The 16181-nt window shown below is 59.2% G+C and carries 18 protein-coding genes and 1 other annotated feature; of the genes, 11 read left to right on the plus strand and 7 right to left on the minus strand.

Going from position 1 to position 16181, the window contains the following annotated elements:
* Positions 1-103 precede the first annotated feature (103 nt).
* Positions 104-880, minus strand: a complete 777-nt coding sequence (locus B5F94_RS08190; RefSeq protein WP_087329296.1) for a PepSY domain-containing protein — start codon at positions 878-880, stop codon at positions 104-106.
* A 247-nt stretch (positions 881-1127) separates the two neighbouring features.
* On the opposite strand from B5F94_RS08190, the gene rpsF reads away from it, so the two are divergent.
* From rpsF to cysK, 7 genes are all read left to right on the plus strand, one after another.
* Positions 1128-1424, plus strand: a complete 297-nt coding sequence (gene rpsF / locus B5F94_RS08195; RefSeq protein WP_087189288.1) for a 30S ribosomal protein S6 — start codon at positions 1128-1130, stop codon at positions 1422-1424.
* A gap of 15 nt (positions 1425-1439) precedes the next feature.
* Positions 1440-1922 carry a single-stranded DNA-binding protein gene (gene ssb / locus B5F94_RS08200; protein WP_087269348.1) on the plus strand — a complete coding sequence of 161 codons (483 nt, stop codon included), beginning with the start codon at positions 1440-1442 and terminating at the stop codon, positions 1920-1922.
* 75 nt (positions 1923-1997) lie between these two features.
* The gene (gene rpsR, locus B5F94_RS08205; RefSeq protein WP_007490771.1) at positions 1998-2237 is read left to right on the plus strand and encodes a 30S ribosomal protein S18; all 240 of its coding nucleotides are present in this window, start codon (positions 1998-2000) and stop codon (positions 2235-2237) included.
* Positions 2238-2461: 224 nt separating this feature from the next.
* Positions 2462-3466: a methionine ABC transporter ATP-binding protein gene (locus tag B5F94_RS08210; RefSeq protein ID WP_087189290.1), complete on the plus strand. Its 1005-nt coding sequence runs from the start codon at positions 2462-2464 to the stop codon at positions 3464-3466.
* On the plus strand, positions 3459-4214 hold the full coding sequence (locus B5F94_RS08215; protein WP_087269345.1) for a methionine ABC transporter permease: 756 nt from the start codon (positions 3459-3461) through the stop codon (positions 4212-4214). The genes B5F94_RS08210 and B5F94_RS08215 overlap by 8 nt, the downstream gene beginning before the upstream one ends.
* 131 nt (positions 4215-4345) lie before the next feature.
* Positions 4346-4589: a binding site (T-box leader), on the plus strand.
* Between the two features lie 71 nt (positions 4590-4660).
* Positions 4661-5554, plus strand: a complete 894-nt coding sequence (locus B5F94_RS08220; protein WP_087269342.1) for a MetQ/NlpA family ABC transporter substrate-binding protein — start codon at positions 4661-4663, stop codon at positions 5552-5554.
* 131 nt (positions 5555-5685) lie between these two features.
* Positions 5686-6600: a cysteine synthase A gene (gene cysK / locus B5F94_RS08225; protein ID WP_087329298.1), complete on the plus strand. Its 915-nt coding sequence runs from the start codon at positions 5686-5688 to the stop codon at positions 6598-6600.
* Between the two features lie 42 nt (positions 6601-6642).
* Here cysK and B5F94_RS08230 read toward each other — a convergent pair whose 3' ends face one another.
* Positions 6643-7353: a helix-turn-helix domain-containing protein gene (locus B5F94_RS08230; protein WP_087329300.1), complete on the minus strand. Its 711-nt coding sequence runs from the start codon at positions 7351-7353 to the stop codon at positions 6643-6645.
* A 72-nt stretch (positions 7354-7425) separates the two neighbouring features.
* On the minus strand, positions 7426-7872 hold the full coding sequence (locus tag B5F94_RS08235) for an RrF2 family transcriptional regulator (RefSeq protein ID WP_087189295.1): 447 nt from the start codon (positions 7870-7872) through the stop codon (positions 7426-7428).
* A gap of 294 nt (positions 7873-8166) precedes the next feature.
* Here B5F94_RS08235 and aroF point away from each other — a divergent pair, with 294 nt between their 5' ends.
* On the plus strand, positions 8167-9183 hold the full coding sequence (gene aroF, locus B5F94_RS08240) for a 3-deoxy-7-phosphoheptulonate synthase (RefSeq protein ID WP_087269331.1): 1017 nt from the start codon (positions 8167-8169) through the stop codon (positions 9181-9183).
* 16 nt (positions 9184-9199) lie between these two features.
* Positions 9200-10060 (plus strand): prephenate dehydrogenase, encoded by an 861-nt coding sequence (locus B5F94_RS08245; protein WP_087269328.1) that lies wholly within the window; start codon positions 9200-9202, stop codon positions 10058-10060.
* A 37-nt stretch (positions 10061-10097) separates the two neighbouring features.
* On the opposite strand, the gene B5F94_RS08250 is transcribed toward B5F94_RS08245, so the two are convergent.
* On the minus strand, positions 10098-11129 hold the full coding sequence (locus B5F94_RS08250; protein WP_242965636.1) for an LCP family protein: 1032 nt from the start codon (positions 11127-11129) through the stop codon (positions 10098-10100).
* 96 nt (positions 11130-11225) lie between these two features.
* Positions 11226-11993 (minus strand): C40 family peptidase, encoded by a 768-nt coding sequence (locus B5F94_RS08255; protein ID WP_242965637.1) that lies wholly within the window; start codon positions 11991-11993, stop codon positions 11226-11228.
* A 172-nt stretch (positions 11994-12165) separates the two neighbouring features.
* Here B5F94_RS08255 and B5F94_RS08260 point away from each other — a divergent pair, with 172 nt between their 5' ends.
* Positions 12166-13149, plus strand: a complete 984-nt coding sequence (locus tag B5F94_RS08260) for a helix-turn-helix transcriptional regulator (RefSeq protein ID WP_087329304.1) — start codon at positions 12166-12168, stop codon at positions 13147-13149.
* A gap of 1 nt (position 13150) precedes the next feature.
* On the opposite strand, the gene B5F94_RS08265 is transcribed toward B5F94_RS08260, so the two are convergent.
* Positions 13151-13483, minus strand: a complete 333-nt coding sequence (locus tag B5F94_RS08265; RefSeq protein ID WP_087329306.1) for an arsenate reductase family protein — start codon at positions 13481-13483, stop codon at positions 13151-13153.
* A gap of 3 nt (positions 13484-13486) precedes the next feature.
* On the minus strand, positions 13487-13708 hold the full coding sequence (locus tag B5F94_RS08270; RefSeq protein ID WP_087329308.1) for a DUF1653 domain-containing protein: 222 nt from the start codon (positions 13706-13708) through the stop codon (positions 13487-13489).
* Between the two features lie 344 nt (positions 13709-14052).
* Between B5F94_RS08270 and B5F94_RS08275 the strand changes: the two genes are divergently transcribed.
* Complete coding sequence (locus B5F94_RS08275; protein WP_164496938.1) at positions 14053-15711, plus strand: ribonuclease J; 1659 nt, start codon at positions 14053-14055, stop codon at positions 15709-15711.
* The last annotated feature ends 470 nt before the right edge of the window (positions 15712-16181 follow it).

Here is a 16181-nt window from a genome sequence, read left to right on the forward strand (position 1 = left end):
GCGTACACCGAAGGAGAAAAAAAGTCAAAAAAAATTTGGAACCGCTCCGGTCATCCCGGAGCAGCCCCAAATTTTGGTTTATTTACTTGTCTGTGTTACCGGATCAGTCGTCCCGGTCGGCATCCCAGTCGATGATTACACCGGTAACCGCGTTGATGTCGCAGTCGTACTCCATGTTGCCGTTGCGCATCTCCACTTCGTACACATACCGGCCGTCGTCCCGGTCCAGTTCGCACTTGACCACGGTGGTGCCGGCAGGAGCCTTGGCCAGGGCAATCTCCTTGGCCTTGGCCTCAGTGATGAGGTCGTCCTGGGTGGCGGTGCTGCTGCCGCTGCCCTTCAGGGAAAAGTCATCCCACTCCCGGTCATAGGAGAGCACCGCGCCGCTGGTGGCGTCGATATCGTAGTCGTACTCCGTGTTGCCGGCGTAGAACTCCACCTCATAGTGTACCCGGCCATCATCCCAGTCCAGCCCGGCTTTCACAAAGATGGCGTCGCCGGCCTTCACGCCCGCATGATTGAGGGCCGCATTCTTGGCCTGTTCCACGGTAATATAGTTGGAGGCGCCGGGAGTGGATGCAATATACTGGTCCTGCGTGGTAAGCACAGCAGTATAGGTGGCGGAATCGTAATCCACCTTCAGACCGGCGGCCTCGCAGATGGCCCGAACGGGGGCGTAGGTAGTACCGTTATAGGAGAAGAGGGGTACCTCATTTCCATCGGCGTCCTTGGGCTGGAACCGTGCGCCGTTCAGGGTCACCTGAATATCGTCCTCAACCTTAATGGTTCTGGTAGCCGCCATGGCGGTAACTCCCAATCCCACTGCCAGAGACACAACCAGCATACCGGACACAAAGCCTTTTCCAAAACCTCTTTTCATCTGAAAAACTCCTTTACAATGAAATTTATGATTTACTTCATGGGCCTCACCGGCCCTTCTGCCTATACAATGGTGCAGCCCGTCCAAATATTGCACAGAATCTGAAAGTTTTTTATTTTTTATTTTCCCGCGAAAAAATCTTGACTTTTTCCAAATATCTTATATAATAATAGGGCTTGTTTGTGACAAGCCATCCTTGCTCCCGCAAAGAGCGGGGGCCATATGTCCATAAGGAGGTGCAAAGAAAATGGCAAAGCTCAGCGGTAACTACGAGGTGGTCTACATCCTCAATCCCAACCTGGGTGAGGAGGCCACTGCTGCCATGGTGGAGAAGTTCAAGACTCTGGTGGAGCAGAACGGCACCCTGGCTGAGGTCGACGAGTGGGGCAAGCGCCACCTGGCCTATCCCATCAATGACCTGACTGAGGGCTACTACGTGCTGATGACTTTCGAGTCCAAGCCCGAGTTCCCCCGCGAGCTGGATCGTATCCTGCGGATCACTGACGGCGTGATGCGCTCCCTGATCGTCTGCAAGGACGAGTAAGAGAGGAGAGGCTTCATGCTGAACCGTATTATTCTCATGGGTCGTCTGACCCGTGACCCTGAACTCCGGCACACTCAGACCGGGACGGCTGTGGCCTCCTTCTCTCTGGCTGTGGACCGGGACTTTAAGGACAAGACCACCGGCGAAAAGGCCACCGATTTCATTGATATCGTGGCTTGGCGTCAGACGGCGGAATTTGTCTCCCGTTTTCTCACCAAGGGCCGTATGGCCGTGGTAGAGGGCCGGCTCCAGCTGCGTGACTGGACCGACCGGGACGGCAACAAGCGCCGCACTGCCGAGGTGGTGGCCGACAACGTGTATTTTGGCGACTCCAAGCGGGACGCCGAGGGCGGCGGATACAGCGCACCCTCCGGCGGCTACGGCACGCCCGGCGGCTATGCGCCCCCCGCGGCCCCTGTTGGCGGCGGCTATTCCGCCCCTGCCGGCGGCGACCAGTTTGCCGAACTCACTGAGGATGACGGCGAATTGCCCTTCTAAACCGAACACAGCGGCGGATGCCGCATCATAAAACAAGCCGGACTATAGGCCCGGAACAAGGGAGGTTTTCCAGTTATGGCTATGGATAGAGAGCGCCCCCGCGGCCGCAAGCGCCGCAAGGTCTGCACCTTCTGTGTGGACAAGGTGGAGCACATCGACTATAAGGACGCCGTGAAGCTGCGTCGGTTCCTGTCCGAGCGGAGCAAGATCCTGCCCCGCCGCACCACCGGCACCTGCGCCATGCATCAGCGTCAGCTCACTGAGGCCATCAAGCGTGCTCGTCAGATCGCGCTGCTGCCCTTCGTGACCGACTAATAGCGTCATTGAACAGCCGGGCCAATGGCCCGGCTGTTTCTTTTTGCTCTGACCATCCTCCAGTACCTCTGTAGGGGCCGATGCCCACATCGGCCCGTCTCTTCCCTCCCGAAACACCTTGACAGCCCGTCCCGGTTGTCATAGAATATTCCCGATGCAAACATCCCGGTGTTTTGTCAAAACCGGAGGTATTACATACAAATCAGACGAAGGAGAACAGACCTGTGATCGAACTGAAACACTTATCCAAGGTCTTTCCCACGGCGGACGGGGACTTTGAGGCCCTGTCGGATATCAACCTGACCATTGGGGACGGGGATATCTTTGGTATCGTCGGCATGAGCGGCGCGGGTAAATCCACCCTGGTGCGCTGCATCAACCTGCTGGAGCGACCCACCCAGGGAGAGGTCCTCATCGACGGAGAGAACCTGATGGAACTCTCCCCTGCCCGTCTGCGCCAGACCCGCCGGTCCATCAGCATGATCTTCCAGCAGTTTAACCTGCTGATGCAGCGGACCTGCCTGAAGAACATCTGCTTCCCCATGGAGATCGCCGGCGTCCCGGCGGCGGAGGCCAAAAAGCGGGCTCTGGAGTACCTGGACATCGTGGGCCTGCCCGACAAGGCCAATGCCTACCCCGCCCAGCTCTCCGGCGGCCAGAAGCAGCGTATTGCCATCGCCCGTGCTCTGGCTTCCAACCCCAAGATGCTGCTGTGCGATGAGGCCACCTCCGCTCTGGACCCCACCACCACCCGCTCCATCCTGAAGCTGATCCAGGACATCAATAAGCGCCTTGGCATCACTGTGGTGGTCATCACCCACGAAATGGCGGTGGTGGAGGAGATCTGCACCCATGTGGCCATTCTGGACCACGGCCATATGGTGGAGACCGGCACCGTGGAGGAGGTTTTCTCCAACCCCAAGACCGAGGCCGGCCGCAAGCTGGTGTTCCCCGAGGGCGCTCATATCGACCAGTTCCCCGTAGCCAGCGTGGTGCGGGTGGTGTTCAACGGCGGCTCCTCCTATGAGCCTCTCATCGCCTCTCTGGCCATCGACTGTGGGGTCAAGGTCAACATTCTGGGTGCCGATACCCGCAACGTGAACGGCAAGGCCTTCGGCTCCATGCTGCTTGGCCTGCCTGAGGACAAAACCGAGGCCGCTAAGGCCATGAACTATCTGCGCGCCCAGAAGGACGTGACTGTGGAGGAGGTGCCTGATTACCATGGCTGATCTGCTGCAAAATGAAGAGGTCCTCCGTCTGCTGGAGCTGAGCAAAAACGGCCTGCTCTTTGCCATCTGGGAGACCCTGTATGTAACGGTGATCTCCACCTTCTTTGCCTATGTCATCGGTCTGCCCCTGGGTGTCATCGCCGTGGTGGGTGAGCCCAATGGCGTACTGCCTCTGCCCCGTCCGGTGATGGCAGTGCTGAATTTTGTGATCAACATTCTGCGTTCGGTGCCCTTCCTCATCCTGATGGTGGTGGTTATTCCCCTGTCCCGGCTGATCCTGGGCACCTCTATCGGCACGGTGGCCACCATTGTGCCTCTAATCGTGGCTGCCTTCCCCTTTGTAGCACGTCTGGTGGAGGCCTCTCTCCGTGAGGTGGACAGCGGCGTGGTGGAGGCCGCCCAGTCCATGGGCTGCTCTCCCTTCCAGATCATCACCAAGGTGATCCTGCCTGAGAGCCGTCCCTCCCTGATCTCCGGCTTCACCACCGCCTTCATCACCATCCTCAGCTACGGCGCCATGGCGGGCGCCATCGGCGGCGGCGGTCTGGGCTCCATGGCCCTGAATCTGGGCTACCAGCGCCGCATGAATATCATCCTGTGGGTATCTGTGGTGGTGCTGGTCATTCTGGTGCAGATCTTCCAGTCCATCGGTACCCGGGCCTCTGTCCGGCTGGATAAGCGTATCCGCAGCACAGACCGGAAGAAGAAGCTCAAGACCAACCGGGCGGAAAAGTCCGGAATCCAATAATCATCTGTTTGGACGGGGTGCGTAAACTTTTTGGTATGCGCACCCCGTTCTTTTGTCGAAACTGTCTACTTGACGAATGAGTGAGGGAGGCATATACTAAATGCAACCCAAAGGGAACTGAATAACGCCCCTCAAACGCAATGAAGAGAAGAGTAACCAGAAAGATACGGCACAGAGAGCCCGGTATGGTGGGAACGGGTACGGAAGGTTTTGGTGAAGATGGTCTTGGAGCGGCGCACCGACTACCGTTTGGTATAGGCTGCGACGGGAGCGCCCGTCAGCGCGCAGGAGTATGACTGTACTCCATAAGGCCCCTGTCGTGAGGCAGAGGTGAAACAAGGTGGTACCACGAAGCGGAAAGCTCTCGTCCTTGAACTTTATTCAAGGGCGTTTTTTTGTACTCTGATTTGGGTAACACCTGTGAACATGAAAAGGAGAAATGTACCATGAAGAAGCTTGTCTCTCTGCTCCTGACCGGCGCTCTGTCTTTCGGCCTGCTGGCCGGCTGCGGCGGCGGCAACTCCGGCTCCGCCAACACCCCCGCCGGTAATTCCGAGACCCCCTCCGGCAACTCCGAGACCCCCGCTGTGGAGAACACCGCCTCTCTGGAGGGCACCACCATCAAGGTCGGCGCCACTCCCGCCCCCCACGCTGAGATCCTGGAGATAGCCAAGGGCATCCTGGCTGAGCAGGGCATCACCCTGGAGATCGTGGAGTTCAACGACTACATCCAGCCCAACCTGGCGGTGGAGAGCGGTGAGCTGGACGCCAACTACTTCCAGCACATCACCTACATGAACGAGTTCAACGTCAGCGACGGCACCCACCTGGTCAGCGCCGCTGAGATCCACTACGAGCCCTTCGGCCTGTATGCCGGCAAGACCGCCAGCATCGACGAGCTGGCTGACGGCGCTCAGATCGCCGTGCCCAACGACACCACCAATGAGGCCCGCGCCCTGCTCCTGCTCCAGCAGGAGGGCCTGATCACCCTGAAGGAGGGTGCCGGCATCACCGCCACCAAGGCCGACATCGCCGAGAACCCCAAGAATCTGGACATCGTGGAGCTGGAAGCCAGCCAGCTGCCCGTCCGTCTGGGCGATGTGGATATGGCCGTCATCAACGGCAACTATGCCATCGACGCCGGCCTGAAGGTTTCCGATGCTCTGGCCGTTGAGTCCGCCGACGGCGAGGCCGCCCAGGCTTACGTCAACGTGCTGGCCGTCAAGGAGGGCCACGAGAACGATCCCGCCATCCAGGCCCTGGTGGAGGCCCTCAAGAGCGACGAGGTCAAGACCTTTATGGATGAGACCTACGAGGGCGCCGTTGTCCCCATGTTCTAATCTTTCCAGCATCTAAGCAAGGCCCGCCGGATGGTGGGCCTTGCTTATTGTCCAAAATTCCTATTGAATTCGTGGGATTTATGTGGTATGCTGATAGCAACCTGAGAAAAAATGATGGGAGGCAATCTACCATGAAAATCGCCCATTCCATTCCTGAATTGATTGGCAATACCCCCCTGCTCCGTCTGGAGCGCTTTGCCCCCGGCGGCGGTATCCTGGGCAAACTGGAAAGCTTTAATCCCCTGTCCTCCGCCAAGGACCGTGCGGGACTGTATATGATCCGGGCCGCTGAGGAGGCCGGCCTGCTGAAGCCGGGTGCCACCATCGTGGAGCCCACCAGCGGCAATACCGGCGTGGCCCTGGCCTATATCGGCCGCCAGCGGGGCTATCGTGTGGTGCTTACCATGCCTGAGACCATGAGCCAGGAGCGTCGCTCCCTGCTGTCCGCTCTGGGGGCGGAGCTGGTACTCACGGAGGGTGCTAAGGGCATGAGCGGTGCCATTGCCAAGGCCAAGGAGCTGCTGGAGGCCGACCCCTCCGCCTGGATGCCCGACCAGTTTAACAACCCCGCCAACGCCAAGGCCCATTATGAGACCACCGGCCCTGAGATCTGGCGGGATACCGATGGCACGGTGGACGTGTTGGTGGCCGGCGTAGGTTCCGGCGGCACCATCACCGGCGCGGGCCGTTTCCTGAAGGAGCAGAATCCCAACATTAAGGTCGTGGCGGTGGAACCCGCCGAGTCCGCCGTTCTGTCCGGCGGCCAGCCCGGCCCCCACAAGATTCAGGGCATCGGCGCCGGCTTCGTCCCTGGTACCCTGGACATGGGGGTGGTAGACGAGGTCCTCCCCGTCCCCGGCGCGGAGGCCATTGCTGCCGCCAAGGAGCTGGCACGGGCCGAGGGTATTCTGGTGGGCATCTCCTCCGGTGCCGCCGCCTGGGCGGCCCGGGAGCTGTCCAAGCGGCCCGACTTCCAGGGCAAGACCATCGTAGCCGTTCTGCCCGACACCGGCGAGCGCTACCTCTCCACCGGCATCTACGCATAAAAAAGAAAGGGCGCTGCTCACGCAGCGTCCTTTTTTCTTTCCTCAGCGTTTTGGAACCCCCAGCAGCCACAGGGCTGCGCCAGGGATGGCGCATATCTGAAGGCGGAGCACAAGGAATACCAACTGGCGATTCATGAGCCATATATACGCCGGGATCTGAGGAACTTCTACCAGCGCATCATAGGGCACACCCAATGCGGTCTGGATCACCTGGATCAGTCCCACCACCAGCGGCGGAAGCAGCAACACCACATATACCGCCAGCAGAAGCAACACACCCCGCCGGGCCCAGGCCATCCACGTCCGCTCTTCCGGCGGCCGGATCACTCGCAGCAGCCACAGCCCCTGAAGGGCACACCAGCCCAATATCAGCCATAAGGCGGGCCTCAGCAAACCGTTGGTAAGGGCGGTCACCAGCACCGCCCCTACATTGCCACGCTTTAGCATCTCATTCAGCCACGGTGCAGGAAGCGTCAGCAGCAGAAAAATCGCCGCCAGGGTCAGACAGCCCACTGCCAGCCGCTTGGCCTCCCGCTGCTTGTCCTGCTCCACAGGCAGGCCGTACAGCACCTGATTTACATCAGTCTCCAGCGCCTGGGCGATCCTGACCAGCATCTCAATGTCCGGCCTGCTCCTGCCCGTCTCGTAGTTAGACACCGTCTGTCGGGTAACAAATAGAGCTTGCGCCAGTTCCTCCTGGGTCATGCCCTTTTTCTCCCGCAGCGTCCTGATGTTCTTTCCAATATCCCGCATATCCGCTCACCTCGTCTACAGGATAAGCCGGACCTTCGGATTTGTCACGCAAAGAACCTTTTACATAGGAACTCAGTCGGCGTTTTCGCAACTCTCCGGACACTTCTCCTGATGCCGGCGGACCAGATCGGCCAGGGTCACATGATCCACCACCCCGGACACCGCAGCCTGGATCTCCCTCCAAATCTCCACGGTAACGCACCTGTCTGCCCGTCCGCACCGGCACACATCGTCGGCATCGGCACAACTCACCGGAGCCAGATTACCCTCCAGCACCCGCAGGATCTCGCCTACCGTGTATTCCTCCGGCTCCCGGGTCAACAGGTAGCCGCCGCCGGCGCCCCGCACCGAGCGCACCAGACCAGCCCGAGAGAGCTGGGTCACAATCTGCTCCAAATATTTGTCGGAAATATCCTGCCGCTGGGCCACATCCCGCAGAGGTACCGCAGTACCGTGGCTATGGAGCGCCACGTCCAGCATCAGCCGCAGGGCATATCGTCCCTTGGTAGAAATTTTCATACGATCCCTCCTGACTTTTCAAATATAATACCATAATACTGGTAGGATTTCAAGCAAAATTTCCCCTTGACTTTCGCACCAAAAAGTGCTAAAGTCTCTTTCAAAGGAAGGAGCGTGCCCGTCATGCTGAAGCGTACCGGTTATGGATACGGCTATTACCGCTGCTATTTTGCCAGCGGTGTTTCTGCCTGCCCATAACCGGCTGACCGGGTTTCGTTCTGATAACGGACGGAAAAGATCCGCAGCTGCCTTTGGGCGGCTGCGGATCTTTTGTATTTGGAAAGGAGAACACATATGGTCGTTATTATGAAGCGGGGCTTTACCCCCGAGGAACTGGAAAAAGCCATCCTCACCATGGAGGAGGGCGGCGTCAAGGTCATGGTGTCCAAGGGCGCTGAGACCACCATTTTGGGTGCCGAAGGCAATGCCGACGGCATTGACCAGGAGAAGCTGTCCCTGCTGCCCGGCGTGGACCGGGTGATGCGGGTCACCGAGCCCTATAAGAAGGCCAACCGGAAGTACCACCCGGAGGATACGATCATCGACCTGGGGGGCGGCGCTCTGGTGGGCGGCGAGAAGCTGGCCGTCATTGCCGGTCCCTGTTCGGTGGAGAGTGAGGAGCAGATCGTGGGCGTGGCTCAGGCCGTCCAGGCCGCCGGAGCCGCCGCCCTGCGTGGAGGCGCCTTCAAGCCCCGCACCTCCCCCTACTCCTTCCAGGGCATGGGCAATGACGGCATCCGGCTGCTTCAGGAGGCCCGCGCAGTCACCGGCCTGCCCATCGTCACCGAGATCATGTCCACCGACAACGTGGAGATGTTCGAGATGTGTGTGGACGTGATCCAGGTGGGGGCCCGCAATATGCAGAACTTCGACCTTTTGAAGCAGCTGGGCAAGACCACCAAGCCCATCCTGCTCAAGCGGGGACTCAGCTCCACCATTGAGGAGTGGCTCATGTCCGCCGAATACATCATGGCCGGCGGCAACGAAAAGGTCATCCTGTGTGAGCGGGGCATCCGCACCTTCGAGACCTTCACCCGCAATACTCTGGATCTGTCGGCAGTGCTGGCGGTGAAGCAGCTGTCCCACCTGCCGGTGGTGGTGGACCCCTCCCACGCCTGCGGCAAGGCCTGGATGGTGGAGCGGATGAGCATGGCGGCCCTGGCTGCCGGGGCCGACGGCCTCATTGTGGAGGTCCATAACGATCCTCCCCATGCCCTCTGTGACGGGGCCCAGTCCATCACCCCCGCCCAGTTTGACGCTCTGATGGACAAGCTGCGTACCCTGGCCCCCTGCGTGGGCCGTACCCTGTAAAAAGGAGAGTCCCGGTATGAAAAAAACACTTGTTATCGTGGGTCTCGGTTTAATCGGCGGCTCCATGGCTCTGGCCCTAAAGGGCTTTGAGGACTATGAAATCGTAGGCGTGGACGTGTCCCAGCCCACCCTGCGCTACGCCAGCGAACACGGCGTGGGCGACCGGGTCACCGAGTACGCCGCCGATGTGATCCCCCAGGCCGATGTGGTGGCTCTGGCCCTTCATCCCCAGGGCATCCTGGACTTTCTGCACACCTACAAAGACCAGTTCAAGCCCGGCGCACTGGTGTGGGACGTGTGCGGCGTTAAGTCGGCCATTCTGGAGGGAGCAAACTGTCTGCCCGACACGGTGGACTTCATTGGCTGCCATCCTATGGCTGGTACTGAGTTCTCCGGCGTGGAACACGCCTTTGCCGAGCTGTTTCAGGGCTCTCACTTCCTGCTGATCCCCCGGGAAACCAGCCAGCCGGAGCACCTGGCCCTGTTGGAACGTCTGGCCGCCTATATGGGCTGCAAGGATGTCCACCGCACCACCGCCCAGGCTCACGATGCCCTCATCGCCTATACCAGCCAGGTGATGCACATTATCGCCGTGGCGGTGTGTGATGACCCCACCCTCTTTGATTGCAAGGGCTACGAAGGCTCCTCCTTTCGTGGCTGTACCCGGGTGGCCGCTCTGGATGTGGGACTGTGGACCCAGCTTTTCTCCCTCAACCAGCCCGCTCTGCTGGAGGTACTGGACCGGCTCATCGGCAATCTTCAGTCCTACCGGGAGGTGCTGGCCACCGGCGACCGGAAGGCCCTGGCAGAGAAGCTGGCCTTCTCCGCCGCCCGCAAACGGCAGATGGACCTGCCCGGCCCCGATCTGCTGGAGTAAATCAAAAGGACGTGCCTTTGAAGCACGTCCTTTTTGATTATTGGTATTGGAAGATGTTCATGTCCTCCAGGGTCAGATCCTGGTCGTAGGGGTTGATGAGCTGATTGACGGTCTCCAGGGTCTCCTCCGGGTAGAGCTGATAGCAGTATTGGCCCCAGCCTGGATAGTAGGTGTTTCCGTCTCCAGTGAGGGTAGCACTGGTCATGCCGTTCTCAAAGTCAAAGCCCAGAGCAGGCTCCGCAAACCACAGCATCTCACCAAACTCCAGGTTGGTGTTCACATACTCCAGGAAGATCTCGATATAGCGGTTAATCTTCTGGGGGTTAGACAGCGCTTTTTTCAGAATGGTGCCGATCAGCTGCTGCTGGGTCCTGGTACGCCCAATGTCGTTGTCCGGATAGGCGGAGTAGATGTTGTTGGGATAGGTGCCAGGACCATCGGAGTTTTTCCGGCACCGGGCCACGTTAAGCACGTCCTGCCCGTCCAGATGCTGGAGGCCCGGCTCATAGTGGATGTGCAGATCCTGGGTGGGATCGTCGTAGGCCATGTGGACGGGCACGTTGAACTCAATACCCCCCAACTCATCCACCAGCTCCTTGAATCCATCCATGTTGACTCCCACATAGAAGTCAATGGGGATACCCAGCATATCGGAAATGGTATCCCGCAGAACCTCGATCCCCTGCTGGTAGACCGCGTTCAGCTTGCCGCTCTCCACCAGGGTATCTCTGGGGATGGATACCATGCCCACCGTCTGCGCCACCGTATCGTAGGTACAGACGATCATGGTATCGGCATTGCTGCCCACCTGGTCCTTGGCCACCAGCAGAAAGGTATAGGTATAAGGTTTCCTCTGCCGGCCTGTGGTGGGCTCGGCACTGGTCCCCGGCTGAGCAGGTTCCGGCGTGGGCTCCGCCGCCATTTCCGGCTCCTTGGCCAGCAGCTTGTAGACGCAGAACAGCGTCACGATCAAAGCTGAGATGACCACAAGGATTCCATAAAAAATCTTCGCCGCCCGCCGTGCCGGGGAAGTCCGGCGGCGGCGTTTCTTTCGGTGTGTCTGGGCCACTGAGGCGCGCCCCTTTCTCCAATCGCATTATGTCAACAAACAGTATCAGTATAGAGGAGAATGGCCCATCTGGCAAGTGTTTGCCGCAAATTTTTATCAAGTTGTCAGATTCTCCCCTCCCAGTGGAAAGACAGTGCCCGCCGTCAGCAGCTTTTCCCGCAGATCCGCCCGGTAGTCAGGCTGTGCCGGGTCCAGGCTGTTGACCACCACCCCGTCGCTGCCCGCTCGGGCAGTGGAGTGGATGTACCTTCCCTCCCCCAGATAGAGGGCGATGTGCCCCGAAAAATAGAGCAGATCGGCAGGGCGGCAGGCCTCCAGAGGAATGGGCCGGACCGGGTACCCCGGCACAATGCGGGCATCCCGGTAGAGAAGCACTCCACTGAAAAACCAGGACATGAAGGTAAGTCCCGAGCAGTCGATCCCCATGGGGGACTTTCCGCCCCAGCGGTACTGGGTGCCCAGATAGCTCCTGGCCCGCCCCACCACCCTGGCCCGGAGCTGTTCCTCCGGCAAATCACAGGGTTTAGCGCAATATTCCTCCAGGAAACTACCTTTTGTATAGCCTTTCCGTCCATCTGGCAGTTCGATCAGCCGCCAGCCCTCCGGAACAGCTTCCTCTATGGCAGCGACCAGACTGCCCCGGGGCAGGGTAGTCAGCACCGGCCGCTCCACCTCCGGCCCGGCCAGTATATCGGCAAAGGGAGCGGTCACCACCATTTTCCCCTGAAGGGGCCATTCCCCCGCCGGGGCCAGCTGCTCCCGCCGCACCCAGCCAGAATAGCCGTAGTGGGTACGGACCCGCCACCAATCCCCCTGGGCTTCCTCCGGTCCATAGACCGGCCAACCCATCAGGATCTCGTCCACCCGTTCTTTCTCCCCACCCGGTCCCGCATGAAGGGGGCAGAGGGGAACTGCTGCAACATATATCATAGGCCCTCGCAATCTCCACCCATTTGTGGTATGCTGAATGTACGGTTTATGGGACAGTAAATATGATAGTCTAACTGGTAACACGGTAATAAAGGGGGTCGCTTCCATGCCGAAAAGCGCCAATCAAAAGTTGAAACTGCTCTGTCTGTGCAAGCTGTTGTGGGAGAGCACCGACGAGGAGCACACCCTTACCGTCCCTGAAATCATCTCCCGTCTGGAGGAGTGGGACATCAAGGCCGAACGGAAGAGCATCTACTCCGATATGGAAGCCCTGCGCCAGTTTGGGCTGGATGTGCAGTGCCGGAAGGGCCGCTCGCCGGGCTGGTTTTTGGGGGAGCGCCCCTTCCAGCTGGCGGAGCTGAAGCTGCTGGTGGACGCGGTCCAATCCTCCCGCTTCATCACCCAGCGGAAGAGCAGCCAGCTGATCCACAAGCTGGAGTCCCAGGCCAGCATCCACCAGGCCCGTCAGCTCCAGCGCCAGGTCTATGTGGACCGTCGGGTAAAGACCATGAACGAGAGCATCTATTACACCATCGACAAGCTCCATACCGCCATTGCAAACCGGAAAACTGTGACTTTTCTCTACTTTGAGTATAACGTCCGCAAGGAAAAGGTGTTCCGCCATGATGGCCGCCGGTACACCGTCTCCCCCGCCGGTCTGATCTGGGACAATGAGAACTACTACCTGGCCGGCTATGACCACCGTTCCAAGGAGCTGCGCCACTACCGGGTGGATAAAATGGCCGATCTGGCCGTCACCTGCCTGCCCCTCACCGGGGTACCGGAGCACTTCGATATGGCAGCCTATGCGGGAAAACACTTCGGTATGTTCTCCGGCCGGGAGGGACAGGTTACGCTCCGCTGCCGCTCCGGCCTGGTGGGCGTGGTGCTGGACCGCTTCGGCCTGGATGCCATTCTGGTGCCCGACGGAGAGGATCATTTTACCGTCACCGTCTCCGCCGTGGTCAGCCCCCAGTTTTTAGGCTGGCTCTTCGGCCTGGGGGATGGGGTGCAGCTGCTCCGGCCCCAGTGGGCGGTGGAGGCCCTTCAGCAGCAGCTTTCTGCGGTGGCCGGACTGTACCGGCGCTGACTCAGCTCCAGCTCTCCCAAACCTCCGGGCAGTAGCCCACGGTGGCCTGCCTGCCGTTGCGGACGATGGGGGTCTTGAGCAGCTTGGGATTGTCCAGCAGCTTGTCCAGCTTGTCAGCGTCATAGGCCAGGTAGTTGAGCAGGGCGGCGTCCGGATGCTTCTGATCAATGAGGTTATTCAGTCCCACCGCATTGACCACGCTTTTCAGCTCCCCGGCGCTCATGCCGTACTTACCCAGGTCCACCGCCTGGAACTTGATGCGCCGCTCCTTGAACCAGCGCTCGGCTTTTTTCGTGTCAAAGCATTTGCTCTTACCAAAAATCTGAATGTTCATGACTTACTCTCCTATATAGGTGAACCGGGGACCCTGATAGCCGTCCCGCTCCACAATCTCATTCCACATGGCCGCCGGCCGCACCCAGATGCCCCGCTCCCCGTAGAGGGCCTGATAGACCACCATGGGCTCCAGAGTCTCCGAATGACGGGCCACATAGAGCAACTGATATTCGTTGCCCTTAAAGTGGCGGTAACGGCCAGGCCGCAGTTGCGCCTCTTCCATTCATTCCACGCTCCTTTCCATTTTCTTCGGTATTGTATCATATCTGCACCTCCAGAACAACCAAGGGAAACCCTGTCGCAAAATAATGGTATACTTTCCCCGGTTTGCGTGGTATAATACAGATGCTAATTATGGCTTTATGCGCAATATTGCGCTTTGAATAAGGCAAGGACACAGCATGGATAGAGGCGCCAAGCGGTGCATGGCCGTTCCCTTTTTCCGGCGAGGCAGGGCCGGAAAGAGCGGAATACCACCGCTTTTCTTTTTGTGCGCTCAGATCCGGACCGTGCCCACTAATAAATACGGAAAACGGATTGATTGTAAAGGAGTGTAGTAAGACTTTTATGGCTGAAAAACTGAAAATCATTTCTCTGGGTGGTCTGAACGAGATCGGCAAGAACCTGACCGTCTATGAGTACGGCGGGGATATGATCATCGTGGACGTAGGTATGGGCTTCCCGGATGACGATATGTACGGCATTGACGTGGTCATCCCCGACTTTTCCTACCTGATCAAGAACAAGGACCGTATTCGGGGTATCTTCCTGACCCACGGTCACGAGGACCACATCGGCTCCATCCCCTACCTTCTGCGGGATGTGAACGTACCCATCTACGCCACCCGGATGACGGCCGGCCTGGTGAAGCTGAAGCTGGAGGAGCACCGTCTTGTGAACAAGACCAAGCTCATCACCTGTGAAGCGGGCGAGACCGTGAAGGCGGGCAAGTTCACCGTGGAGTTTATCCACGTGAACCATTCCATCGCCGACGCCTGCGGCTTTGCCATCAAGTGCGCCGTGGGTACCGTCATCCATACCGGTGACTTCAAGATCGACCCTACCCCCATCCAGGGCGGCATGATCGACCTGGGCCGTCTGGGGCAGTTGGGCAAGGAGGGCGTTCTGGCCCTGCTGGCCGACTCCACCAATGTGGAGCGCCCCGGCTTCACCAAGAGCGAGCGCAGCGTAGGCGATTCCTTCGACGCTCTGTTCCGGGGCTGTGAGCAGCGCATCATTATCACCACCTTTGCCTCCAATGTGGACCGCATCCAGCAAATCATCGACGTGGCCGCCCGGTATGGCCGCAAGGTGGCGGTGACCGGCCGCTCCATGGAGAACGCCATGAAGGTGTCCACCGAGCTGGGCTATATGAAGATTCCCGACGGGGTTCTGGTAGATCTTGCCCATATCAAGAGCCTGCCTAAGAACAAGATCTGCATCATCACCACCGGCAGCCAGGGCGAGACCATGTCGGCCCTCACCCGTATGGCCTTCAACACCCACCGCCAGGTGGATATCCAGGCCGGTGACCGGGTGATTCTCTCCGCCTCCGCCATTCCGGGCAATGAAAATGCCATCGGCAGCGTGATCAATGAGCTCTACCGCAAGGACGCCGAAGTGGTGAACGAGCGGGAGCGTGCCCTCCATGTGTCGGGCCACGCCTGTCAGGAGGAGCTGAAGATCATCCACGCTCTGGTGAAGCCCAAATTCTTCATCCCCGTTCACGGCGAGCAGCGGATGCTGAAGATCCACGCCAAGCTAGCCCAGCAGATGGGCATGAACCCCAAGAATATCATCATCAGCGACATCGGCAAGGTCATCGAGCTGACTCCCAACTCCGCCAAGATCAACGGCACTGTGCCCGCCGGTCGGGTATTCGTGGACGGCTATGGCGTGGGTGATGTGGGCAGCGTGGTGCTGCGGGACCGCAAGCATCTGGCCGAGGACGGCATGATCGTGGTGGTGGTGTCCATGTCCGGGGAGGACGGCTCCGTGGTGTCTGGCCCCGATATCATTACCCGCGGCTTTGTCTATGTGAAGGAGTCCGAGGGTCTGATGGAGGAACTGCGGAAGGTGGCCATTACGGCGCTGGAGAACTGCCAGCGGGACAGTCTCACCGACTGGGCCGCCATCAAGTCGGAGATCAAAAACTCCATGTCCAACTTCCTGTACAAGAAAACCAAGCGCAACCCCATGATCCTCCCGGTCATTATGGAGGTCTGATGCAAACAATGAAAGCGGCTGCCGCAGATGCGGCTGCCGCTTTTTTATATAAAAAACGGGTCCGCTGCCATTGGCAGCGGACCCTTGTGCTTGTCTTCTGTTGTCACGCTTCGCGCCCTCCGCGACGGCACACAGCTCACCGCTGCGCAAAAAACACCTTTGGCCTGCGGCCAAACTGCTTTTTTGTCTCCGCGGCTCGCTGTGCGCCTGCTCCCGGGCGCTCAGCGCTTCTCCTTACTTCAGGTTGAAGAAAGCGTCCTTGCCCAGGTACTGAGCCACATCGCCCAGCAATCCCACAGAAAGCTGTAGCTTTCTGCGGGGGCCCAAATTGATTTTACTTGCTCGGGGCAAATGAATTGCCCCTGCGCCAAGGTTTTGGGCAAGCCCAAAACGCTTGTACGGCGCAAAGCGCCGCCCCATCCATGATGGGGCCCAGGAGGAGCCGGGCGATACAAAAAACGGGGCCGCTG

It is taken from the genome of Flavonifractor sp. An4 (genome assembly GCF_002161755.1).
GTDB lineage: Bacteria > Bacillota > Clostridia > Oscillospirales > Oscillospiraceae > Flavonifractor > Flavonifractor avicola.

What these genes read in the sequence shown, in the direction of transcription:
- B5F94_RS08190 (WP_087329296.1), bottom strand. Translation starts at nt 880, where the DNA reads ATGAAAAGAGGTTTTGGAAAAGGCTTTGTGTCCGGTATGCTGGTTGTG.
- rpsF (WP_087189288.1), top strand. Translation starts at nt 1,128, where the DNA reads ATGGCAAAGCTCAGCGGTAACTACGAGGTGGTCTACATCCTCAATCCC.
- ssb (WP_087269348.1), top strand. Translation starts at nt 1,440, where the DNA reads ATGCTGAACCGTATTATTCTCATGGGTCGTCTGACCCGTGACCCTGAA.
- rpsR (WP_007490771.1), top strand. Translation starts at nt 1,998, where the DNA reads ATGGCTATGGATAGAGAGCGCCCCCGCGGCCGCAAGCGCCGCAAGGTC.
- B5F94_RS08215 (WP_087269345.1), top strand. Translation starts at nt 3,459, where the DNA reads ATGGCTGATCTGCTGCAAAATGAAGAGGTCCTCCGTCTGCTGGAGCTG.
- B5F94_RS08220 (WP_087269342.1), top strand. Translation starts at nt 4,661, where the DNA reads ATGAAGAAGCTTGTCTCTCTGCTCCTGACCGGCGCTCTGTCTTTCGGC.
- cysK (WP_087329298.1), top strand. Translation starts at nt 5,686, where the DNA reads ATGAAAATCGCCCATTCCATTCCTGAATTGATTGGCAATACCCCCCTG.
- B5F94_RS08230 (WP_087329300.1), bottom strand. Translation starts at nt 7,353, where the DNA reads ATGCGGGATATTGGAAAGAACATCAGGACGCTGCGGGAGAAAAAGGGC.
- B5F94_RS08235 (WP_087189295.1), bottom strand. Translation starts at nt 7,872, where the DNA reads ATGAAAATTTCTACCAAGGGACGATATGCCCTGCGGCTGATGCTGGAC.
- aroF (WP_087269331.1), top strand. Translation starts at nt 8,167, where the DNA reads ATGGTCGTTATTATGAAGCGGGGCTTTACCCCCGAGGAACTGGAAAAA.
- B5F94_RS08245 (WP_087269328.1), top strand. Translation starts at nt 9,200, where the DNA reads ATGAAAAAAACACTTGTTATCGTGGGTCTCGGTTTAATCGGCGGCTCC.
- B5F94_RS08260 (WP_087329304.1), top strand. Translation starts at nt 12,166, where the DNA reads ATGCCGAAAAGCGCCAATCAAAAGTTGAAACTGCTCTGTCTGTGCAAG.
- B5F94_RS08265 (WP_087329306.1), bottom strand. Translation starts at nt 13,483, where the DNA reads ATGAACATTCAGATTTTTGGTAAGAGCAAATGCTTTGACACGAAAAAA.
- B5F94_RS08270 (WP_087329308.1), bottom strand. Translation starts at nt 13,708, where the DNA reads ATGGAAGAGGCGCAACTGCGGCCTGGCCGTTACCGCCACTTTAAGGGC.
- B5F94_RS08275 (WP_164496938.1), top strand. Translation starts at nt 14,053, where the DNA reads ATGGCTGAAAAACTGAAAATCATTTCTCTGGGTGGTCTGAACGAGATC.